Annotated in this window: 17 protein-coding genes; 7 read left to right on the forward strand and 10 right to left on the reverse strand. The window is 74.3% G+C overall.

Annotated features, from left to right (window positions below; genetic code table 11):
* Window positions 1-13: 13 nt before the first annotated feature.
* From AB0I72_RS07440 to AB0I72_RS07470, 7 genes are all read right to left on the reverse strand, one after another.
* Complete coding sequence (locus AB0I72_RS07440; protein WP_358564066.1) at window positions 14-1,837, reverse strand: IucA/IucC family protein; 1,824 nt, start codon at window positions 1,835-1,837, stop codon at window positions 14-16.
* Window positions 1,827-3,179, reverse strand: coding sequence for an MFS transporter (locus AB0I72_RS07445; RefSeq protein WP_358564068.1), 1,353 nt, complete (start codon window positions 3,177-3,179; stop codon window positions 1,827-1,829). The genes AB0I72_RS07440 and AB0I72_RS07445 overlap by 11 nt, the downstream gene beginning before the upstream one ends.
* The gene (locus AB0I72_RS07450; protein ID WP_358564069.1) at window positions 3,176-4,522 is read right to left on the reverse strand and encodes a SidA/IucD/PvdA family monooxygenase; all 1,347 of its coding nucleotides are present in this window, start codon (window positions 4,520-4,522) and stop codon (window positions 3,176-3,178) included. The genes AB0I72_RS07445 and AB0I72_RS07450 overlap by 4 nt, the downstream gene beginning before the upstream one ends.
* Complete coding sequence (locus tag AB0I72_RS07455) at window positions 4,519-6,102, reverse strand: pyridoxal-dependent decarboxylase (RefSeq protein WP_358564070.1); 1,584 nt, start codon at window positions 6,100-6,102, stop codon at window positions 4,519-4,521. The genes AB0I72_RS07450 and AB0I72_RS07455 overlap by 4 nt, the downstream gene beginning before the upstream one ends.
* 224 nt (window positions 6,103-6,326) lie before the next feature.
* Window positions 6,327-6,899, reverse strand: a complete 573-nt coding sequence (locus AB0I72_RS07460) for a GNAT family N-acetyltransferase (protein ID WP_358564072.1) — start codon at window positions 6,897-6,899, stop codon at window positions 6,327-6,329.
* 123 nt (window positions 6,900-7,022) lie between these two features.
* Window positions 7,023-8,321 (reverse strand): alanine racemase, encoded by a 1,299-nt coding sequence (locus AB0I72_RS07465; RefSeq protein WP_358564073.1) that lies wholly within the window; start codon window positions 8,319-8,321, stop codon window positions 7,023-7,025.
* Between the two features lie 124 nt (window positions 8,322-8,445).
* The gene (locus AB0I72_RS07470; RefSeq protein WP_358564075.1) at window positions 8,446-9,477 is read right to left on the reverse strand and encodes an iron-siderophore ABC transporter substrate-binding protein; all 1,032 of its coding nucleotides are present in this window, start codon (window positions 9,475-9,477) and stop codon (window positions 8,446-8,448) included.
* Window positions 9,478-9,651: 174 nt separating this feature from the next.
* Here AB0I72_RS07470 and AB0I72_RS07475 point away from each other — a divergent pair, with 174 nt between their 5' ends.
* From AB0I72_RS07475 to AB0I72_RS07500, 6 genes are all read left to right on the forward strand, one after another.
* On the forward strand, window positions 9,652-10,752 hold the full coding sequence (locus tag AB0I72_RS07475) for an iron ABC transporter permease (protein ID WP_358564077.1): 1,101 nt from the start codon (window positions 9,652-9,654) through the stop codon (window positions 10,750-10,752).
* Complete coding sequence (locus tag AB0I72_RS07480; protein WP_358564079.1) at window positions 10,749-11,855, forward strand: iron chelate uptake ABC transporter family permease subunit; 1,107 nt, start codon at window positions 10,749-10,751, stop codon at window positions 11,853-11,855. The genes AB0I72_RS07475 and AB0I72_RS07480 overlap by 4 nt, the downstream gene beginning before the upstream one ends.
* Window positions 11,852-12,712, forward strand: coding sequence for an ABC transporter ATP-binding protein (locus AB0I72_RS07485; RefSeq protein ID WP_358564081.1), 861 nt, complete (start codon window positions 11,852-11,854; stop codon window positions 12,710-12,712). Before AB0I72_RS07480 ends, AB0I72_RS07485 begins: the two co-directional genes overlap by 4 nt.
* A 20-nt stretch (window positions 12,713-12,732) precedes the next feature.
* Window positions 12,733-13,668, forward strand: coding sequence for an ADP-ribosylglycohydrolase family protein (locus tag AB0I72_RS07490; RefSeq protein WP_358564083.1), 936 nt, complete (start codon window positions 12,733-12,735; stop codon window positions 13,666-13,668).
* 280 nt (window positions 13,669-13,948) lie between these two features.
* Complete coding sequence (locus AB0I72_RS07495; protein WP_358564085.1) at window positions 13,949-15,970, forward strand: PhoX family phosphatase; 2,022 nt, start codon at window positions 13,949-13,951, stop codon at window positions 15,968-15,970.
* Between the two features lie 101 nt (window positions 15,971-16,071).
* A complete protein-coding gene (locus AB0I72_RS07500; protein ID WP_358564087.1) occupies window positions 16,072-16,905 on the forward strand; it encodes a methyltransferase domain-containing protein in 834 nt (277 codons plus the stop codon).
* 45 nt (window positions 16,906-16,950) lie between these two features.
* Here AB0I72_RS07500 and AB0I72_RS07505 read toward each other — a convergent pair whose 3' ends face one another.
* Both AB0I72_RS07505 and AB0I72_RS07510 read right to left on the reverse strand, forming a co-directional pair.
* Window positions 16,951-18,288: a cytochrome P450 gene (locus AB0I72_RS07505; RefSeq protein WP_358564089.1), complete on the reverse strand. Its 1,338-nt coding sequence runs from the start codon at window positions 18,286-18,288 to the stop codon at window positions 16,951-16,953.
* Window positions 18,289-18,326: 38 nt separating this feature from the next.
* Complete coding sequence (locus AB0I72_RS07510; RefSeq protein ID WP_358564091.1) at window positions 18,327-18,428, reverse strand: cittilin family RiPP precursor; 102 nt, start codon at window positions 18,426-18,428, stop codon at window positions 18,327-18,329.
* 301 nt (window positions 18,429-18,729) lie between these two features.
* Here AB0I72_RS07510 and AB0I72_RS07515 point away from each other — a divergent pair, with 301 nt between their 5' ends.
* Entirely contained in the window at window positions 18,730-19,797 is a 1,068-nt protein-coding gene (locus AB0I72_RS07515; RefSeq protein WP_358564093.1) for a DUF2293 domain-containing protein, read from the forward strand.
* Here the strand turns inward: AB0I72_RS07515 and AB0I72_RS07520 are convergent.
* The gene (locus AB0I72_RS07520; protein WP_358564095.1) at window positions 19,751-22,222 is read right to left on the reverse strand and encodes a PEP/pyruvate-binding domain-containing protein; all 2,472 of its coding nucleotides are present in this window, start codon (window positions 22,220-22,222) and stop codon (window positions 19,751-19,753) included. The genes AB0I72_RS07515 and AB0I72_RS07520 overlap by 47 nt on opposite strands.
* Window positions 22,223-22,263: the final 41 nt, after the last annotated feature.

Here is a 22,263-nt window from a genome sequence, read left to right on the forward strand (position 1 = left end):
ACGGGAGAGTGGTTCAGGGCTGGGCGAGCGGGTTGTCCACCATGCCGTGCATGACGTCGAACTCGGCGTCGCGCTCGGCGCGGTCGTGGAAACCTCCGCCCATGAGCTGCTCGCGGTTGAGCGCGACCCGCCCCACCTCGGGGGCCAGCAGGTCGAACCACGCGAAGCGCTCGGCCAGCTCGGGGAAGCGCTCGTGGTAGGCGACGACCTGCTCGCGGGCCAGCGCCCACAGCCGCTCCTCGGAGACGCCGAGCTGGCGCTGGACGATGTCGGAGAGGTAGCGCAGGTGTCCGGCGCAGATCGCCGACAGCACCGAGTGGGCCAGCTCGCCGGGCTCCCAGCGGTGCAGCATCGCGCGCACGTGGTCGGGGATCTCGGCGTACTCGGGCAGGTCGAAGGGGAGCAGCTCGACGTCGGAGCCGAAGTCCTTCAGGGCGATGCGCACCGGCACGTCGGCCTCGTCGAAGATCAGCACGACGTTCTCCCCGTGCGGGGTGAACGACGCGCCGTACCGGTACAGGTAGTGCAGCACGGGCGGGAACAGCGCCCCGACGAAGCGCCGCAGCCACTCCTCGGCGTCCAGCCCCGAGCGCTCCACCAGCTCGGCGACCATCGCCCGCCCGTCGGTGCCCTCCAGGAGCAGGCACGCCATGGTGCGGGCGCGCTCGCCCGCCGCCAGGCTGTTGTGCACCGGTTCGCGCCAGATCGCGCCCAGCAGCTCGTTGAACCGGTAGGGCGCCTGGGGGAGGCGGTCGAAGACCGGGTGCGGGACGGTCGCGGAGGCGACCTCGCCCAGCATGACGACCCCGCACTCCTCGCGCAGGAAGTCGTCCCGCGCGACCAGCGACTGGAGCCAGGCGCTGGTGTGCGGCGCGCACGCGGTCTGGGTGCCCGACAGTCCCCGCCACACCAGGGTGTTGCGGATCATCAGCGGCACCTTGACGTTGCGCCGGTGCGGCCGGTCCAGGTTCATCAGGGTGCGGATGGACTGGAAGGGGCGGTAGCGGTCGCGGCTGCGGCCGAGCACGACCACCCGGCCCTGGGCGATCTCGGCGGCGAACAGCGGCGCCACGATCTCGTCCCACTGGAACGGGTGGACCGGCAGCCACAGGTAGGCGTCCGGGTCGCCGCCGCGGGCGCGCACGGTCTCGGCGAAGTCGGCGCGCTGGTCGGCGTCGAGCTCCTCCTCGACCAGGCGGCGCCGGTCGGTGCCGGGCATGGTCTGGAAGCGGCCCAGGTCGGGGTGGACGGCGATCCACACCAGGTGGAAGGCCCCGCGCGCCTCGGGGGTGTACCGGTCGACGTCGGAGGCCGAGAAGCCGAGCCTGCCCTTGTTGAGGAACATGCACGGGTGCCCGGTCTGGTACCCCTCCAGGTCCTCGTAGGCCAGGTCGGCCAGGGCGGCGGCGCCCGGGGTGGCGGCCAGCAGGCGGGCGTCGGCGGTGTGGGTGGCCAGCAGGTCGCGGACGACGTCGGCCAGGGAGTCGCCGGGCAGGCCCACGGTCTCCTGGGCGTCGGTGACGAACACCGTGGGGTCCCAGGCCGGGGCGGTGCCCTCCGGGGTGGTCCGGGTCAGGGAGTGGGGGTCGACGTGCCAGGAGCCGAACCCGCCCCGGCGGGCGGTGAACCGGTACTCGACGCCGCCGTCGACCGTCAGCGACCACGCGGGGTCGCCGTCGCCGTCCCCCTCGGCGGGGACGGGCACCACCATCTCCTCGTAGGCGGTCTCGGCGATGACCCGCGCGAGCAGGCGGCGGCCCGCCTCGCGCCAGTCGCGCGCGTCGGGGTGGTCGGCGGCCCCGGTCGCTTCGGGCGGCGCGGTGGTGTCAGTGGACATGCTGGTCCTCCTCGTCACGGTCCCGCGCGGACGGCTGGGGGTCGCGCGCGGTGCCGGGTGCGGGGTCGGTGGCGGTCGGGTGTGCGTGGACGGTCGGGGCCGCGGGGGCGGTGGCGGACGTGGGGGCCGCGTGGGGCACGGGGTCCTCGGGCGGGCCCTCGGGCAGGGCGATGAGCAGGAGGGACAGGACCGCGAACAGCGCGGCCCCGGCGGCCAGCGGCAGCGCGAGGCCGGTGGTGGCCAGCCCCGTCGCCAGCAGCGGGCTGATCAGGGTGGCGCCCACGCGCACGGTCTCCACGGCGGCGAAGGCCGGGCCGCGCGCCCGCGTGACCGCGAACACCCGCAGGTCCAGGGCGACGTGGCCCAGACCGAGTCCGACGCCGAAGACCACCCGGCCCAGGGCCAGGAGGGCGAGATCCGGCGCCAGGAACTGGACGAACAGCCCCAGCGCCGCGACCGCGCACGCGATCGGCAGCAGGGCCCGGCCCAGCACGGCGTGGACGCGGCCGGCGAACGGCAGCACCGCGAGCACGGTCAGCTGCGGCAGGAGGAACAGGGCGGCGGCCACCGTGGGGTCGATCCCCGAGTCCTCGGCGTAGAGGGTGAAGAACGGTCGGACCACCAGGCGGGCCGACTCGGCGGCCAGCACGGCGGCGCACACCGCCACCAGCGGCAGCAGCAGGGCCGGGCGCGCCCAGAAGCGGGCGGGGCGCGCCTCGTCGTGGGCCGACCGGGACGGGGCGGCCTCGGCGGACTCCGTTTCTGCGTCGTCCCTGATCGCGGGCTCGCTCGCGCGGCCGCGCGGCAGATGGCGGTGGCACAGCACCGCCAGCGCCACGTACAGCAGCGCGCACGCGGCGATGCCCCAGCGCGGGTTGGGCAGCGCCATGATCCCCGCGCCCAGGACGGTGGCGGTCACCGTCCCGACGTTGATGATGTAGGTGTGCGCGGTGACGTCGCGCATCCGGTCGCTTCCGCTGCCCACGAAGGCCGGGTAGGCCAGCGCGAAGGACATGGTGACCGCCACCTGCACCGCTGACAGCACCGTGAAGACCGTGTAGGTCGGCGCGGCGGCGATCATCAGCTCCAGGGCGGCCGCGACCACCAGACCCCAGGTGACCAGCGACGCCATCGAGAAGCGGCGCGCCACCAGCCCCCACAGCGGCATCGCGACCAGGGCGGTGACCCGGCACACCCAGATGTAGGTGCCGGTCGCCGACATGTCCGTGACGCCGAACAGCCGCTCGAAGAGCTGGGGGTAGAAGGGGCTCAGGGCCACGTCCGACACCAGGTGCAGGACGATGACGAGCAGATACAGGCGGCGGAAGGCGGGAGCCGTCACTCGCGGTCCTCCGGGGCGTCGGGCGCGCCGAAGGACGTGAAGGCGGTCCGCTCGGGCAGCCGGTACACGGTCCGGCCGGTGACGCTGTTGAGGATGCCGGCCGCCCGCCACGCGCCCAGACCCAGGTCGGGGGTGCCGACGCCGTGCGTGTGCAGCTCGGCGTTCTGCACGTGGATCGGCGCGGTGAGCGCGGGATCGGTGCGCAGGCGGTGGTCGGCGTCGATCGCGAACCGGCCCCGCTCGTCGGTCTCGATGAGCTTCAGGACCGGCTCCAGGAAGTCCGGGCGGCGCTGGGCGTACCCGGAGGCGGCCACGACGCCGTCGGTGCGGGCGGTGAACACTCGGTCCTGCTCGCGGTGGCGGAAGGTCAGCGCCAGGCGGTCGCCGTCCTCGCGGGCCTCCAGCAGTTCGCAGTGGGCGCGCAGGGTCACGTCGACCGGGGCTCCGCCCACGCCGCGCTCGTACAGCGCGTCGTGGATGTCGGAGATGGTGTCGGCGCTGATGCCCTTGTACAGCTGCCACTGGGAGGGCACCAGGCGGTCCTTCACCGGCTGGGGCAGGGCGTGGAAGTAGCGGGTGTAGTCGGGGGTGAAGTGCTCCAGCCCGAGCTTGGAGTACTCCATGGGCGCGAACGCGGGGGAGCGGGTCAGCCAGTTGACCCGGGTGTCGGCGTGCGCGGGGGAGCGCAGCAGGTCGAGGAAGACCTCGGCGCCGGACTGCCCGGACCCGATCACGGTCAGGTCGCGCGCCCCGGCCAGGCCCGGGGCCCGGTCCAGGTACTCGGCGGCGTGGAACACCCGCTCGCCCGCCAGGTCGCGCAGCGCCTCGGGCAGGACGGGTTCGGTGCCGATGCCCACGACCAGGGCGCGGCCGCGCACGGTGTGCGTGGCTCCCGAGGAGTCCTCGTGCTCGACGGTGAACACCCCGTCGTCGTGGTGCACCGAGCGGACCCGGGCGTCGAAGCGGCACGAGTCCAGGTTCTGGGCCACCCAGCGGCAGTAGTCGTCGTACTCGCGGCGCGGCACGTGGAAGCTCTCGGTGAAGTAGAACGGGAAGAGCCGGTCGTGCTCGCGCAGATAGGACAGGAAGGACCACCGGCTGGTCGGGTCGACCATGGTGACCAGGTCGGCGAGGAACGGCACCTGGAGCCGGGCGCCCTCCAGCAGCAGGCCCGGGTGCCAGGAGAAGCCGGGGCGGGCCTCCAGGAAGCGGGCGCTGAGCCCGGGGACGGCGTCGGCGAGAGCGGCCAGGGCCAGGTTGAACGGGCCCAGGCCGACGCCCACGAGGTCGTGGACCTCCGGCGCGGCGCCGGATCCGTCGGTGGGGTTCTGGGCGGCGGTCATCGGGCGTCCTCCGGGTTCTGGACGGCCGCGGACTCGGTGTCGCCGGCGGCGACGACGAGGTCGAGCAGGGCGGCGATGTCGTTGGGGGTGGTCTCGGGGTTGAGGAGGGTGAGCTTGAGCCAGACCCGTCCGTCGATGTGGGTGCGGCCCACCACGGCCTGCCCGCGTTCCAGCAGGCGGCGGCGCAGCCGCGCGTTGACCAGGTCGGTGTCGGGGCCCGCGTCGTAGCGGAAGACCACGGTGGTCAGCGAGGGGGCCGCGGCCAGGGTCAGCTTCGGGGCGGCGATCACCTGGGAGCTGGCCGTCAGCGCCAGGGAGCGGCAGGCGTCCACCATGCGGCCCAGGCCCTCCCGGCCCAGCGCGCGCAGGGTGACGGCGATCTTGAACACGTCCGCGCGCCGGGTGGTGCGCAGCGAGTAGCCGAGCAGGCTGGGGTAGCCCGCCTCCTCGTCGTCGGTCGGGTTGAGGTAGGACACCGACCGCGACAGCGGCGCGAACGAGGCCCGCTCGCGGGTGAGCAGGACGCCCGCCGCCACCGGCTGCCAGCCGAGTTTGTGCAGGTCCAGGCTGACCGAGTCGGCGCGGCCGAGGCCGTCCAGCAGGCCGCGCAGCCGGTCGGAGAACAGCAGGCCGCCACCGTAGGCGGCGTCGACGTGCAGCCACACGCCGTGCTCGGCGGCGATGTGCGCGATGGAGGCCAGCGGGTCGATGCCGCCCAGGTCGGTCGTGCCCGCCGTGGCCACGATCGCGACCGGGACGTCGCCGTCCTCGCGCAGGCGGCGCAGGGTCCGGCGCAGGGCCTCGGGGCGCATGCGGTGCTCGGAGTCGACGGGGACGGTGACGACCGCCTCCTCGCCCAGGCCCAGCAGGGCGGCGGCGCGCTGGACGGAGAAGTGGGCGACCTCGCCGCACAGGATGCGGGGCAGGGCCCCGTTCGCGGCGGCGGCCACGCCCGTGCGGCTGGCGTCGAGGTCGGAGTGGGCGGCCAGCGCGTGGTCGCGGGCCAGGAGCAGCGCGGTCAGGTTGGACTCGGTGCCGCCGGAGGTGACCACACCGCCGGCCCGCTGCCCGTCGTACCCGGCCAGGTCGGCCAGTTCCGCGATGATCCGGGTCTCCATGGCGGTCGCGGCCGGAGCCTGGTCCCAGGAGTCCAGGGACTGGTTGAGGATCGAGGCGACGGTGTCGGCGGCCACGGCGACGGCGAGCGGGGGGCAGTGCAGGTGGGCCGCGCAGTGCGGGTGGGCCGGGTCGGCGGCGCCCGCGGCGAGGGCGGTGGTGAGGCGGTGCAGCACCTCGGCGGAGCGGTCGGGGCCGTCCGGCTGGACGGTGTCCAGCGCGTCGGCGACCATCGCGGCCACCTGCTGGGGGGTCATGGCGGGCAGGGGGCCGCCACGGCGGGCCGAGGAGTCGACCAGGGCTCGGGCGGCGGACTCGACGAGGGAGGCGACGGTGGCCGGTCCGCTGGCGGCCCCGGCGTGCCCGAGGGATCCGGCGAGAGCGGAGGGGGTGAGGGCGGGGAGGGGGCGGTCGGCGGCGTCGGTGACGGTCGTCGGGGGCCCGGTCCTGGGCGTGGTGTGCATGAGGCGTCAGAACTCCGTTTCTGTGACGGGTCGGTAACGCGCGGATGGCGGGCATGGACAGGGGCGTCCGCCGTGGACGGATGCCCGATGGTGTCGTCGGTGTCGGGTGGTCGTGGCGGGGCCGGTTCCGCCGTGGGCGGCGCAGGTCGCCCGGGAGGCTTCGGCCGGGGATCCGACCCGAGCACCTGGCCCGTCCGGACGGGCCAGGTGCTCGGGTCGGACGGTCAGTCGCGCAGCGGCATGATCAGGCAGTGGTGGCGGCGCCAGCCGTCGTGCGGGGCCAGGTCGCCCACGTGCTGCCAGCCGTGGCGCAGGCTCAGGTTGAGGGCGTGGTTGTTGTCCTCGGCCACCAGGGACGCGGCGCGCTCCTCGGGCCGACCGGCGAGGAACAGCGGAAGGCCCCGCTCGACGAGTCCGCTGTTCCGGAAGGGGGTGCGGATGAGCGCCTCGCACACGGCCAGGGTGCGGCCGGGACGCTCGTCGGTCATGTCCTGGGCGTCCACGCCCGGGGCGGGGGTGAAGCCGTCCCACCAGCCGGTCGTGGTCGGCAGCGTGTAGCCGTAGATGAATCCGGCCAGCACGCCGTCCCTGTGACCGGCGGTCAGCCGGAAGCCCGGTCTGGCGGCGCTGAAGGCCAGCCGTTCGCCGAACGGCGGGTCGTTGTGGTCGGGCAGGTGCAGGGCGTGGGCGTAGACCTCCTCGTAGGCCGAGACCCAGGGGCTGAGGTCGGCCAGGACGTCGGCGCCGGTGAGGTTGCGCAGGTCCAGCTGTGTGGTGGTCGGGGCTGAGGTGGCCATGGGGGTCTCCTCGTTGGGGGATTGGGTCGATGGGGATCGGGTCGGGGCGGGCGGGCGCGGTCGAAGGGGGGTGACCAGCATGTTTATTAGGTCAGGCTTACCTAAGTATGTCAACCCTGTGAACTAGAGGGTGTCCGGCGCCACAGCCGCGACGGGCGCGTTCTGGGTGCTCACCGTCATGCGCGGCGCCCTCGGGTGGGCCAGGAACGCGGGCATCGCGAACTCGTGCCCGTAGGCGCCCGCGTTCGGGAACACCAGCACGTCACCGGCGTGGACGGACTCCACGCGCACGTCGCGCGCCAGCACGTCCTCGGGCGTGCACAGCTCGCCGGAGACGGTCACCGGCACACCGGCCACCCCCGGTCGGGGCAGTGACGACGGCCACGCCCGGCCGGGCAGCACCGCGAAGTTGTGGCGGATCTCCCAGGAGGTCGGCAGCTGGAAGTGGTTGATCCCACCCCGCACCACCGCGAAGTGGCCGCCGTAGGCCGACTTCACGTCCGTCACACGCGCCACGTACCAACCGGTCGGCGCGGCGATCCACCGCCCCGGCTCGAAGACGACCTCCACGCCGGGGTCGTCCAACTCCGCGAGCGCGGCGCCGAACGCCGCCAGGTCGAAGGCGGTGTCGCCCTCCTCGAAGGGCACGCCCAGACCACCGCCCACGTCCACGACCCGCAGGTCCACGCCCCGCGCCCTCGCCGTGGCGCGCGCCCACTCCAGACACCAGCGCACGTAGGCCGCGTGCGCGACGGCGTCGGTGTTGCCGCTGACCGCGTGCACGTGGAAGCCCACCAGGTCCAGACCTGGCAGCAGGGAGGCCGTGCGCAGCGCCGAGGGCACCAGCGGCTCGGGCACGCCGAACGGGCCGGGCGTCCCGCCCATGACCAACGCGCCGCTCACCGGCACCCGCTCGGGGTTCACCCGCAGCGTCACCGGAAGGACCGTGCCCGCCTCGCGCGCCGCCGCCGAGATCCGGTGCAGCTCCAGCTCGCTCTCGGCGTTGACGACGACGTCCGCGCCCTCCTCGGCGCGCAGCCTGGCCAGACCGGCCAGCAGTTCGGGGGTCTTGCCCGGGCCGCTCACCGCGATCCGCCCCGGCCGCGGGCCGTGGCGGCGCTCGGACAGCGAGGCGAGGCAGGCGCGCGCCTCGTGCAGCGAGGCGGCCTCGAACCCGTCCACCGCCTCGGCCAGGTGGGCGAGCACGGGCGCGAAGCCGTTGGACTTGGCGGCGAAGTACACCCGGGCCCAGTCGGGCAGCGCGGCGCGCAGCGTCCGCGCGCGCTCGGCGGCCAGGGCGGGGTCGTAGACGTAGCCGGAGCCGGGGTCGGCGGCGAGCGCGTGGGCGGCCTCGCGCACCCGCTCGGGGATCCGGTCGGCGGGCAGACAGGGGGCGTTCTCGAAGGAGCGGGGCGGTTCCACGGCGGATCCTTCCGGTACGGAGTGCCGCCCCGGGCACGCGGGGTGCCCGGGGCCCGGCACGACGGAGGGGCCCGTTCGTCGACCGACGGACGGGCCCCGTAGACGGTCTCGTCTGGTGGTGCGCTTAGCGCTGCGGGTCGACCCCGAAGACCTCGGCCATGTCGTCGAGCACGGCGTGGGCGGCGATCAGGCCGACGCCGGAGATCCAGTGGGCGTCGTCGACCTCGCTCTTGTCACCCTCCAGCTCGCCCCACAGCGGGCTGTTCGAGTACTCCTCCTGCTGCTCGGCGACACCGTCGGCGCCGTCGTCGTCGTAGGCGGCGACGAAGATGCGGTCGGCGTCCAGGTCGAGCAGGCGCTCCTGGCTGTGGTAGGTGACGATGTCGTCGGCGTTGGTGGAGGTGCCCTCACCGGACGGCAGGCCCAGGTCGTCCAGGATCACGCCGATGTAGGAGTTGCGCGTGTACAGGCGCACGCCCTCCGCGTCACCGGCGAAGCGCACGATCGAGACGGTGGGCGCCTCGCCGCCCTCGGCCTCGACGATCGCCTCGCCGATCGCGGCGGCCCGCTCCTCGAACTCGGTGATGAGCGCCTCGGCCTCGTCCTCGGCGCCCAGCGACTCGGCGGTCAGGCGCAGGTTGTCCTTCCACGTCGCGCCGGTGGTCTCCGACATGACGGTCGGCGCGACCTCGCTCAGCTGGTCGTAGCCGTCGCCGTGGCGCACCTCGGCGGACAGGATCAGGTTCGGCTCCGTCTGGGCGATCAGCTCGGGGCTGATGTCCCACAACAGGCCGACCGGGACGGCCTCGTCGTAGGCGCCCGTGTTCCAGTCGCTGTCGACGAGGTACCCGGGCAGCTCCTGGGTGTCCTCGGAGAAGGTCGTGAAGCCGACGACGTTGCCGCCCAGGGCGAGCGTGGCGTCGACGTAGGTGGAGTCCAGCGGCAGGACCCGCTCGGGGGCGTCCGGGATCTCGGTCGATCCCATGGCGTGCTCGACGGTGCGCGGGAAGCCCTCGGCGGAGCCGCCCTGGGTCGCGCCGTCGTCGGAGGCGTCGTCAGCGGGCCCGGCCGCACCGCAGGCGGTGAGCAGGCTGACGGCGGCGGCGACGGCCACGGCGGGAAGGCCCGCGCGGCGCAGGAGGGTGGAGGATGTCATGAGGCAACTCGCAATCGGGGTCGGGACACGTCCTCGCGACCGTGCGAACGGGGGCAGCACTGTCGCCGACGATGTGTTGTCCCAGGCTGGGACGTGGCAAACTTAGATCATCATCGTATGGCTAGGCAAACCTAAGTTAGGTTTACCTGGCTCTCGTCATGAGGGGAGCAGTGGGTGAGTGACACCCCCGGGGCCGCAACGGTCGGCCCCGTCACCACGGCCGGGAGCCCCGCCACCCCCGGCGCCGACGACCCTCCGCGCACGGGGGTGATCGGCGCCCGCCGCGCCCGCCGCCTCGCCGGTCTGGGCCTGCTCGTCGCGGTGCTCGCGCTCGCGGCGCTGAGCAGCGTCCTGATCGGAGCGCGCACACTCGACCCCGGCACCGTCTGGCAGGCGCTGTCCCACGCGGCCGGTGACGAGGCCAACATCATCGTCAACGAGATCCGCCTGCCCCGCACCGCGCTCGGACTGCTCGCCGGGATCAGCCTCGGCCTGGGCGGCGCGCTCATGCAGGGGCACACGCGCAACCCCCTGGGCGACCCCAGCATCCTCGGCGTCACCTTCGGCGCGGCCTTCGCGGTGGTCCTGGGGATCTACTTCCTCGGCATCTCCGACCTGCGCACCCAGTCGTGGCTGGCGTTCGGGGGCGCCGGGATCGCGGTCGTGGTCGTCTACCTCATCGGCTCCGTGCCCGGTCGCGGACCCACACCCATCACCCTGGCCCTGGCCGGAACCGCGGTGAGCTGGCTGATGTACTCGCTGGTCTCCGGGGTCGTCCTGCTCGACCAGGCCACCATGGACAACTTCCGCTTCTGGCGGGTGGGCTCGCTCACCGGCCGTGACCCCTCGGTCATCCCCCAGATGATCCCGTTCGTGGTCGTCGGCGTCGTCCTGGCCCTGGTCAACGCGCGTGCCCTCAACGCCCTGGCCCTGGGCGAGGACACCGCCCGCGCCCTGGGCTTCCGCGTCGGGTGGGCCCGGGTCACCGGCCTGGTCGCCATCACCCTGCTCACCGGCGTGACCGTCGCCGCCTGCGGCCCCATCGCCTTCGTCGGACTCATCGTCCCGCACCTGGCCCGGGCGGTGGTCGGCTCCGACCACCGCTGGCTGCTGCCCTACTCCGCGCTGCTCGGCGCCATCCTGCTCATGGCCGCCGACGTCCTCGGCCGCTTCCTGGCCCCGCCCGGGGAACTCCAGGTCGGTGTGGTGCTCGCCCTCCTGGGCGCCCCCTTCTTCATCTACGTCGTCCGACGCAGGAGGCTGCTCACCCTATGAGTTCCACCCTCGTCCCCACCGACCCCCGCACCCCGACGCCCGCGCTCCCGCGCACCGTGCGCGCCCTGCGCGTGGGACCGGTCGCGCTCCCCGTGCGCCCGAGGGCGCTCACGGTCTCCCTCCTGACCTGCGCGGCCATCCTCGTCCTGGTCAGCCTCAACCTGGCCATGGGCGACACCCCGGTCTCCATCCCCGAGGTGTGGGCCAACGTCGTCGGCACAAGTAGTGACCAGTACTTCACCATCTGGCGGGTGCGCATGCCCCGCGTCGTGGTCGGCCTGCTCGCCGGGGCCGCCCTGGCCGCCGCCGGCGCCATCACCCAGACGATCATGCGCAACCCCCTGGCCAGCCCCGACCTGCTCGGCGTCACCCACGGCGCGAGCGCGGGCGTGGTCGCGGTCATGGCCTTCGGCGGCAGCTACGGCATCGTCACCGGCCCCCTCTCCGACATCGGCGTGCCCGCCGTCGCCCTGGCGAGCGGCCTGGCGGCCGGGGCCCTGTGCTACGCGCTGGCCTGGCGTTCGGGCGTGGACGGCTACCGGCTGCTCCTGGTCGGCGTGGGCATGTCCGCGGTCCTGATGAACGTCACCCTGTGGATGCTCACCCTCGGCGAGGTCAGCGACAGCGGCCGCGCCATGGTGTGGATCGCGGGCAGCCTCACCATGCGCACCTGGCCGAACGCGGTCCCCGTCGCCCTGGCCCTGCTCGTGTGCCTGCCCGCCGCCCTGATCATGGCCCGCACCCTGGACGCCCTGGCCTACGGCGACGACGTGGCCCGGGGACTGGGCGTGCGCGTGGAACGGGCCCGGACCGGACTCCTGGTCCTGGCGGTGCTGCTCGCCGCCTTCGGCACCTCGGCCGCCGGCCCCGTCCTCTTCGTCGCCCTGGCCTCGCCGCAGATCGCCCTGCGGCTGGCCCGTGCGCCCCGACCGCCGGTCCTGCTGTCCGCCCTGGTCGGGGCGGGGCTCGTGTGCGGGGCCGACCTCATCGCCCGGAACCTGTTCGCGACCATCCAGCTCCCCGTGGGCGTGGTCACCGGCAGCCTGGGCGCCCTCTACCTCATCTACCTCCTCGTCCGCGGCAACCGAAAGGTCCAGGCTTGACCACGACCTCCAGCAACCCCACGCGCGTCGACGCCCCCGCCGTCCAGCCCGACCCCGGCGCCCGGGCCCGGCTCAGCGCCCGCGGCCTGACCCTCGCCTACGACGACCGCACCATCGTCGACGACCTGGACGCCGACATCGTCGAGGGCACCATCACCTGCGTCATCGGCCCCAACGGGTGCGGCAAGTCCACGATGCTGCGCGCCCTCGGGCGGCTCATGCGCCCCCGCGCGGGCGTGGTCGAACTCGACGGGCGCGACATCCACCGCGCCCCCACCCGGGAGGTCGCCCAGGTCCTGGGGATCCTGCCGCAGCAGCCGACCGCCCCCGACGGGCTGACCGTCGCCGACCTCGTCGCCCGGGGCCGCCACCCCGCCCAGCGCTGGTACCGGCAGTGGTCGGGGGACGACCACCGCGCCGTCGCCGACGCACTGGCCCAGACCGGTCTGCTGGAGCTGGCCGACACGCCGTTGGACGAGCTGTCGGGCGGGCAGCGCCAGCGGGCGTGGATCTCGATGGTGCTCGCGCAGGGCACCGACCTGCTGCTGCTGGACGAGCCCACCACCTTCCTGGACCTCGTCCACCAGGTCGACGTGCTGGACCTGGTCCGCGACCTGCACCAGCAGGGCGGGCGGACGATCGTCATGGTGCTGCACGACCTCAACCTGGCCGCCCGCTACGCCGACACCATCATCGCCATGCGCGAGGGCAGGGTGGTGGCCAGCGGGGCGCCGACCGAGGTGCTGACGCCGGATCTGCTGGCGGAGGCGTTCGGGCTGGAGGCCGTGGTCGTGGAGGACCCGGTGGCCGGGGGGCCGATGGTCGTGCCCGTGGGGCGGAGTGGGAAGGTGTCCTAGACCGTCGAGGAGGCACCGGAATGGAGCAGCGCCGGGTGGACCGGGCCGTGCGCAGCCTGCGCGGGCTGGCCGTGGGGGACGCGTTCGGCGACCAGTACTTCCTCGCGGAGGGGCGGGCAGCGGAGGCCGTCGCCGCCCGGTGGCTGGCCGACCCCGTGTGGCACTGGACCGACGACACCGCCATGGCGCTGTCCGTGGTCGGGGTCCTCGTCGAGTACGGCCGGATCGACCAGGACCGCCTGGCCGAGGACTTCGCGGGCCGCTACGACCCCGGGCGGGGCTACGGGCCGTCCATGAACCGTCTGCTGCGCCGGATCGGCGACGGCGAACCCTGGCGCGGGCTCGCCGCGGGCCAGTTCGGCGGTGAGGGTTCGCACGGCAACGGCGCGGCGATGCGGGTCGCGCCCCTGGGCGCGTACTTCGCCGACGACCTCGACCGTGCCACCCGGGAGGCGGCCCGCTCCGCCGTCGTGACCCACACCCACCATGAGGCCGTCGCGGGCGCCGTGGCGGTCGCGCTCGCGGCGGCCCTCGCCGTCCGCGGTCGCGGACGACCCGCCCCCGACCGCCGTTCCTTCCTCGACCGGGTCGCCGGAGGACTCGAACCGTCGAAGGTGCGCTCCGGGCTGCTCCGCGCCGCTCGGCTGGCCCCGGGCATCTCACCGGAGCACGCCGCCGCCACGCTCGGGAGCGGCGACGGGCTGTCGGCCGCAGACACCGTGCCGTTCGCGCTGTGGTGCGCGGCCGGACACCCCGACGACCTGACCGAGGCACTGTGGACCACGGTCGCGGGTCTGGGCGACCGGGACACCACGTGCGCGATCGCCGGGGGCGTCGTGGCGGCCCGCTCGGGCCGGTCGGGTCTGCCCGACCGCTGGTCGTCGAGCTGCGAGCCCCTCCCCGCGTGGGTGGGGGCCGTCGCGTCCGGCCACGACGCCGCGGAGCCCCGGACCTAGCGCGCGGGACACGGCCCGAGGGGGTCTGGCGCGGGACGCTCCGGTAGGACATGATCACGTTTCGTGTCGACCGTGGGTGCCCCCAACCCGACCCACTCAGGGATGAGCTGGAGTTGTAGGGGCGTTCACCCTGGTTTCACCACCGCGTGTGGAACCTCGGCCAGGGTCGAGACCGGTCGGCGGCCCGTCCGCCGGTTGACCAGCATCGTCCTTCGCGCCAGCCCCCGGTTCCCCGCCCGGGTGCGGCGCGCGGGAGCCGTCACGATCCCGAGGAGAACGTGTGTCCGAGTCCGCGCCCCACCGCCGCCCGCTGCCGCTGATCGGACAGGTCGGCGGTGGGCGATCCCGCGCGACGTGCCGACTGCGCTGCGATGACGCCTGTTTCCACCCCGCCCCCAACACCAGCGACAACGCCTACTTCGGCGACATCTTCCAGAAGGTGGTCTCCCGGCGCGCCGCGCTCCGGACCAGCGCGATCACCGCCGGCGCCGGAGCGCTCGGGTTCGCCGCCCTGAGCCCCGCCCACGCCGACCGCGGCCCGAACCGCCCCAAGCGCAACCCCCGCGCCACGTTCCGCAGCGTGCTCCCCAACAACGACGACCAGCTCACCATCCCCCGGGGGTACGAGCAGCACGTCATCATCCGCTGGGGCGACCCGGTCGTGCCCGGCGCCCCCGAGTTCGACATCCACAACCAGACCGCCGAGGCCCAGGCGCAGCAGTTCGGCTACAACTGCGACTACGTCGGCTTCCACGAGCTCGACGACGACCGCGCCCTGCTGTGGGTGAACCACGAGTACACCAACGAGGACATCATGTTCGCCGGGTACCCCGGCGGCGACGCGGCCGACCCCGAGCTCATCCGGATCGCCATGGCCGCGCACGGCGGCTCGATCGTGGAGCTGGAGCGGGTGGGCCGCACCGGCCAGTGGCGGCTCGCCGGGGGCGAGCGCCCCTTCAACCGCCGCATCACCGCGACCACGCCCTTCCGCATCGCGGGCCCGGCGGCCGGTCACGAGCTGCTGCGCACCGAGGCCGACCCGGCGGGCACCGAGGTCCTCGGCATGCTCAACAACTGCTCGGGCGGCATGACGCCGTGGGGCACCTTCCTCAGCGCCGAGGAGAACTTCAACCAGTACTTCGGCTCCGCCCCCGGCACCCCCGAGACCGACCGCTACGGCCTGCGCGCCCGCGCGTCGAGCCGCCGCTGGGACCGGGTCGACGAGCGCTTCGACCTGTCCAAGCACCCCAACGAGGCCAACCGGTTCGGGTACGTCGTCGAGATCGACCCGCTCGACCCGGAGTCCGCCCCCGTCAAGCGCACCATGCTCGGCCGCTTCAAGCACGAGGGCGCCAACACCCGCCTGACCGAGGACGGCCGCGTCGCCGTCTACATGGGTGACGACGAGCGCTTCGACTACATGTACAAGTTCGTCAGCGACGGCCAATACGTCGAGGGCTCCCGCCGCCACAACCTCACCCTGCTCGACTCGGGCACCCTGTACGTGGCGCGCCTGGAGGGCAACAGCCCCGCCGAGGAGATCGACGGCTCCGGCGCGCTGCCCTCCGACGGCGAGTTCGACGGCACCGGCGAGTGGATCCCGCTGTGCGACGCCACCGAGAGCTTCGTCGACGGCTTCAGCGTCGCCGAGGTGCTCGTGCACACCCGCCTGGCCGCCGACGCCGCGGGCGCGACCAAGATGGACCGGCCCGAGGACTTCGAGGCCAGCCCGGTCACCGGCAAGGTCTACTGCGCGCTGACCAACAACTCCGCCCGCGAGCCCGGCCAGGCCGACGAGCCCAACCCGCGCGGCCCCAACCGCTACGGGCACATCCTGGAGATCATCGAGGCCAACGACGACGCCGCGGCGACCTCCTTCACCTGGAACGTGCCCATCATCTGCGGCGACCCCGAGGACGACGACACCTACTTCGCGGGCTTCGACAAGTCCAAGGTCATGCCGATCTCCGCCCCGGACAACCTCACCTTCGACGCCCAGGGCAACCTGTGGATCTCCACGGACGGCCAGCCCGGCAGCCTGGGCTACAACGACGCCCTGCACGTGGTGCCCGTCGAGGGCCGCTTCCGCGGCGAGCTCAAGACCTTCGCCACCGTCCCCGTGGACGCCGAGGCCTGCGGTCCGTTCGTCACTCCGGACAACAAGACCGTCTTCCTGGCGCCGCAGCACCCCGGTGACGGCGGTTCGTTCGACGCGCCCACCAGCACCTGGCCCGACGGCGACTTCCCGCGTCCGTCGGTCGTGTGCATCTGGCACTCCCGCCGCCGCGACGTCGGCAGATAGTCCGGGTTCCGGGCCCGGTCACCGCACGGTCGGTGGCCGGGCCCGGCCACGTTCCCCGAGCGGTGTTGACAACCGTGTTCGGGTTGTCCGCAGAATGGCCCATGGCCACCGACCCCTCCGCCCCCGACGGCGACACCGACTTCGTCGACGCCGACCCCGTCTCCGACTCCGCCGAGGCGACCGACCGGCTCATCGCCCGCCTCGACCTCTTCGACCAACGGCCCGACGCCCGGGACCTGCGCGCCCGGATCATGGAGCTGCTCGGCATCAGGCCCGGCGTCTCCGTGGTCGATGTCGGGTGCGGCTCCGGCCGCGCGGTCGCGGAGCTCGCCGACCTCGGGTCGGCGGCGGTCGGGGTCGACCCGGACCCGCGCATGCTCGCCCACGCCCGTGGTCGCCGACCCGACCTGGAGCTGCGCGAGGCCGGCGCCTACGAGCTGCCCTTCCCCGACGGCTCCGTGCACCGCTACCGGGCGGAGAAGGTCTACCACGTCCTCGACGACCCGGCCCGCGCCCTGGCCGAGGCCCACCGCGTGCTCGCACCGGGCGGCCGCCTGGTCCTGGCGGGACAGGACTGGGACGCCTACGTCATCGACTCCGACCACCCCGACACCACGCGCGTGATCGTCCACGCCAGCGCCGACGGCCTGCCCGCCCCGCGCGCGCCGCGGAGCCAGCGGGCGCTGCTGCTGGACGCAGGGTTCGAGCGGGTGCGCGTCGAGGGCCGCGTCCTGACCTTCACCGACCGCGACGTCCTCGGCCTGCTGCTGGGCATGGCTCAGGCCGCCGTGACCGAGGGAGCCGTCAGCGAGGAGCGGGCCGAGGAGTGGACGCTCGACCAGCAGGACCGGGCCGAGCACGGACGGCTGTTCGTCGCGATCCCGTTCTTCCTGGTCAGCGCGGCCAAGCCGACCGAGGAGGCACCCGCCTCGTAGGTGGCCGGGGCGGGTGGTCGGCCCTCGACGCCCGCCCGGTCGCGCTCACGGCGCCGGGATCGGGCGCTCTCGCCGCACGACGGCCCGCACGCCCACGGGCTGGAGCGCGAGCGCCGGACGGGGCCGCACCCGCTCGGGTCCGACCAGCTCCAACCGCACGCGCGCCCGCAGCGCCGAGGCGATCACCTCGACCTCGCGCAGGGCCATCGCGGCCCCGACACAGCCGCGCTGACCCCCGCCGAACGGGAAGAACGCGTAGCGGTGGGCGGGGCCGCCGCCGTCCAGCCAGCGTCGCGGACGGAAGGACGCGGGCTCGGCGAACCACCGCTCGTCCCGGTGGGTCACCCACTGGCTCAGCCCCAGCACCGTCCCGGCGGGCAGCGTGTAGCCGCCCGCCTCGAAGGGGCGCACGGTCTCGCGGCTCATCACCCACGCGGGCGGGTACAGCCGCATGGCCTCCTTGGCGGCCGCCCCGGCGAAGCCCGTCCCCTCTCCGCCGGGGCGCCCGCCCTCGGCCACCCGCCCGTCCGCCTCGGCGTCCCCGCCCAGGGCGAAGAACAGCCAGGTCAGGGCGTCGGCCGTGGTCTCGTAGCCGGACATCAACAGTGTCGCCAGCTCGTCGCGGACCTCCGCGAACGGCGGTGGGGGATCGGCCTCCAGCAACCGGCCCAGCGCCGTGGTCCCTCCGTCGGGTCGGTGCTCGTCGACCAGTTCCGCCAGCACCCGGTCCAGGGCCCGCAGCGAACGGCGCAGCTCCAGGTTGACCGGGGTCGGCACCCAGCGGGGCAGGCGCGGAGCCGAGGTCAGTCGCATGATCGCCCCCACCGCGTCGGACAGGGCCCGCCCGCGCGATCCCAGTTCCCGACCGGCGATGTGCTCGGCGCCGACCCGCATGGCCAGGTCGGACATCGCCTCGTGCACGTCGATCTCCTGACCGTCGTGCCAGGTGTCGACCAGACGCGCGACCGCCTCGCGCGCCGCGTCCTCCAGGTCGTCCAGCCGCCCGCTGCGGAACGCGGGCCGCAGGCGGGCGCGCTTGCGCTCCCAGTCGGCTCCCTCACTGTTCATCGTGGCGAGCGGGAACCCCGTCCCGCCCCGACGGCGGGCGCCCGGCCGGAGCTTGATGACGGTCTCGCCTCGGTCGACGAGGACGCGGCCGATGTCGTCGGGGTGGGCGAGCAGGACGTTGGAGGGGGTGAGCGCGACCACGTCGCCGTGTTCGCGTGCCGCGCGGGTGAGGAAGCCGAGCGGGTCGACGGCGTAGTCGGCGACGTTGGCGGTGCCGCGCCCGTCGCGCGGGCCGGGGGGAGTACGCCCCGGAACGGTCGGGGAGGCCGTCACGGTGTGCGCCCCCGCCACGGGGCGGACCCGCGCCGCGTCCACGGCACGGGTCCTGGAGTCCGATCCTCCAAGGTTCAGGCCTAGTAGTAGATGTAGGGGGCGGTCAGGCGCTGGTCGTCGACGAGGCCGAGCCTGGCGGCGATGCGGTAGGCGACTCTCTTCACGGGGCGGGTCCCTTCCACTCGTTTCCGGACCCGTACGGGTCCGGATAACGGCGGAATCTACCGAGCGCCGTTCTGGCGAACAACTGTCCGAGGAGTGAGGCGGCCCTGTCGCCCGGGTGGTGTGGACATGGCGGCAGGGGGAGTGCGGCCTCCCTGATCTGCGCCGTCCCGCCACCGGTGGGCGACTGTCCGGAATTCGGGTCCGAGAGGTGACACCGTGTTCACCTGACCCGGGTCGTCGGCGCCCGGTGTCCAGGGCTCAGGGTGGCGCTAGGGTGGTGCCCCGCTGGGGCGGACGAGCGCGGAGGGACGGACGAACGTGGCCGATCTGGGGACCAGGCTGGGGCGCCGGGTGGTGGCGGCCGCCGACGCGGCCGTCGCGCGGAGCGGAGCGGTGTCGGTCCTGGACACCTTCACCGCGTTGGGCTGGGTCACCGACCGGGCGGTGGACACCTGGCGCCAAGGCCGGGTCGACGCCCTCCAGGAGCTGGTCCAGGCGCCGCTGGACACCCAGCGCGCCGCGATCGGACTGCTCACCGCCTGGGCGGCGGAACAGGGGATGGAACGGCGCGAGGGCGAGTACCCGGCCGCGGCACGCGACCGCAGGGAACTGCGCTTCACCGCCGACGCCGACCCGGACGACGAACGCGGGTTCCGCGGCCACTGGGTCTCCCCGACCGCGACCGCCGCCCAGCGCGGCCGTGCGGAGCGGCGCCGCGTGAAGGTTCCCGACCTAGAGGTCCAGGAGGCGGCCGGACCGTGGGAGTGCGCGTCCTGCGGGCTGACCGGAGAGGGCCCGCAGCTGGTCGAGGACGGCGCGCCGCACTGCCTGACCTGCGTGGACCTGGACCACCTGGAGTTCCTGCCCGCCGGGGACGCCACCCTGACCCGCCGCGCGAGGAAGGAGAGCGTGCTGTCGGCCGTGGTGGTGCGCTGGGTCCCCTCACGCCGCCGCTTCCGCCGCCTCGGCCTGCTCGTCGAGGAACGCGCCCTGGCCACGGCCGAGGAACAGTGCCTGGCCGACGACGACGCCCGCGCCCGCCGCCGCGAACGCGACGCCGTGCGCAGGGCCGCCCAGGACGTGGTCTTCCAGGAGCGCTTCGCCGCCGAGATCACCCGGCTCCTCCCCGGCTGCCCCCACGACCGCGCCCGGCGCATCGCCGAGCACGCGGGGGCGCGCGGCAGCGGTCGGGTGGGGCGCTCGGCCGCCGGGCGCGACCTCGACCCCGGGGCGGTGCGCCGCGCGGTCGTGGCCTCCGTCCGGCACGAGGACACGCCCTACGACCGGCTGCTCATGGAGGGCGTGCCCCGGGAGGAGGCCAGGGCGCGGATCGCCGACGTTATCGACCGCGTCCTGGCCGGGTGGGCCCGTCCGACTCCACGGTGACCGTGCCCGCCGTGCCGTCGATCGTGATCACCTGGCCGGTCCGGATCTCCCGTGTGGCGTCCCGCACGCAGATGACGGCGGGGATCCCGTACTCGCGCGCCACCGTGGGGCCGTGCGCGACGGGGGAGCCGGTCTCGGTCACCAGCCCGGCCGCCGTCATGAACAGCGGCGTCCACCCGGGGTCGGTCGTCGGCGCGACCAGGATCTCCCCGGGCTCGACGTGCGCGCCGGACGGGTCGCGGACCACCCGCGCCCGCCCGGTGGCCCGACCGGCCGCCGCGGGCGTCCCTGGCAGCGTCCCCTCCTCGGTCTCCGGGCGCGGCAGGATCGCCTCCACGTCGGTGCCGTCGGACATCAGCAGGGCCGGGACGCTCGGCCGCCTCACCTCACGGTCGTGGACGGCGCGGCGTGCGGTGACGAGGGAACGGTGGTCCGCCCCCTCGTGCACGGCCGCGCGCACCTCGTCCAACGTCAGGAACATGACGTCGTCGGCCCGCTCCAGCGGGCCCCGCCGCACGAGGTCCTCGCCGATGAGCAGGAGTTGGCGGCGCATCTCGGCGAACGGGATGAGCCAGGAGAACTTGGCGAGCTCGCGCGACCCGGTGAGCTGGCGCGACCGGCGCATGGCGAAGGAGGCGATCCGTCCGCGGACCGGGCGCCTGGCGCGCCCGCGCAGCGACAGTTCGCTGATCGTCCTGCGGGCCCGCAGCGCGGCCTCGTCGAACCTGCGGTCGGGGGCCTGATCGGGGTCGTCCACCCGCAGGTAGTTGGCGATGGTGGCGAACAGCGGGGAGGGGTCCTCCGCCCAACGCGGCACGCCGATGTCGACCTCGGCCGCGGCGCGGTGGCCGTACACGTCCAGGAAGTCCGCCAGACCGATGTCGGGCAGTGCGCCCCGGCGGTACAGGTCGGTGAGCTCGGCCGGGTCGGTCCCCAGGAAGAGCGCGCGGTGATCGTCCGCGTTCCCGGCCACCCGCCACAGGGCCAGGTCCATCTCCGTGGTGACGTTGTGCGGCATCCCGCCGAGGACGGCGTCGAGCTCGTCCGCGCTGGCCACGCCGTGGAGGAGGGCCGAGGGGAGCGTGCCGAGGATGATCCCGGCGAAGGTCGGCCAGATCACGGCCATCATGGGGGCGCCCAGGATGGGGGCGTAGGCGTCCTCGCTGACGAAGGCGAACCGCTCGGCGGCGGTGGCCTCCGGGCCGGGACGGGGCTGGTTCCGAAAGTCCCGGAGCGCGCGGGCCACCCGGGCCCTGGCCCTCTCCGGACGGGCGATCGTCGCGGCGATGTGCGCCACGGTGGTCGGCAGGATCCGCGCGGCCAACCTCAGGGCGGGACCCGGGGCGAAGGGCAGACCCGGGCGCGGGGCGAACCCCGGGTCGTCCAGGAGGTGCTCGATCGCGCGCCTGACCCGCGGACCGTAGATCTCCATCGCCTGGGGGAGCCGTCCGCGCACGGGCGCGCTGCGCATGGCGTCGGTGAGGTCCAGGTAGAGGCGTCCTCCGACGGGGGTGAGGAGCGAAGCCCCCTCACGGGGATCCACCTCGATGCCGTGGAGCGAGCACCACCTCACCCAGATGCGCGTCAAGCAGTCCATGCCCATGGGGGTGAACGGCCGGAGCATGCCCTGCATGTGCCCGACCTCCAGGTACAGGCGCGGGCCCGGCTTCCCGGTGTCCGGGGGCAGGGGGAAGAGGGTGGTGATCGGCCGGGACTGGAGCAGCCACAGGACGCCGTCGGCGTCGTAGGCCCACTCCACGTCCTGCGGGGAGCCGAAGTGCTCCGCCAGCCGCCTGCCCGCCGCGCGCAGTTCCTCCAGTCGCGCCGCGGTCAGGCACCCGCCCTCGATCGCGGCGGCCGGTTCGCCGTCCACCAGCACGTGGTGGTCGGGGGTGACGCTTCCGTCCACCACGGCCGTGCCCGGGCCGGGGGCGGCGTCCACGACCATCCGGGACCGGCTGCCGGTGAGCGGGTCGGCGGTGAACAGGACCCCCGCGACCGTCGCGTCGACCATGCGCTGCACGACGACCGCCATGTGCGTGTCCGCGCGGTCGATTCCGGCGGCCTCCCGGTAGGCGACCGCGCGCTCGGAGTCCATCGACGCCCAACACCGGCGCACGGCCTCGACGAGGGCGGCGTCCCCGCGCACGTCGAGCACGGTGTCCTGCTGCCCGGCGAAACTGGCGTCGGGCAGGTCCTCGGCCGTGGCGCTGGAGCGCACGGCGACCGGTCCGCCGCCCAGCCGCTCGTAGGCGGCGGCGAGTTCGTCGGCGGGAACCGTCCCGGACGCGTGCGCCTCGGCGGTCAGGCAGAAGCCCGGCGGCACCCGCTCGCCCGACGCGATCATCTCACCGAGACCGGCGGCCTTGCCGCCCACCGTCCCGACCATCCCCGCGTCGACCCGGTCCAGTCCGATCACGTTCATCCCGAAACCTCCGCGAGTGATGCGCGACCAACCTACGCCCC

The organism is Nocardiopsis sp. NPDC049922 (genome assembly GCF_040660275.1).
GTDB lineage: Bacteria > Actinomycetota > Actinomycetes > Streptosporangiales > Streptosporangiaceae > Nocardiopsis.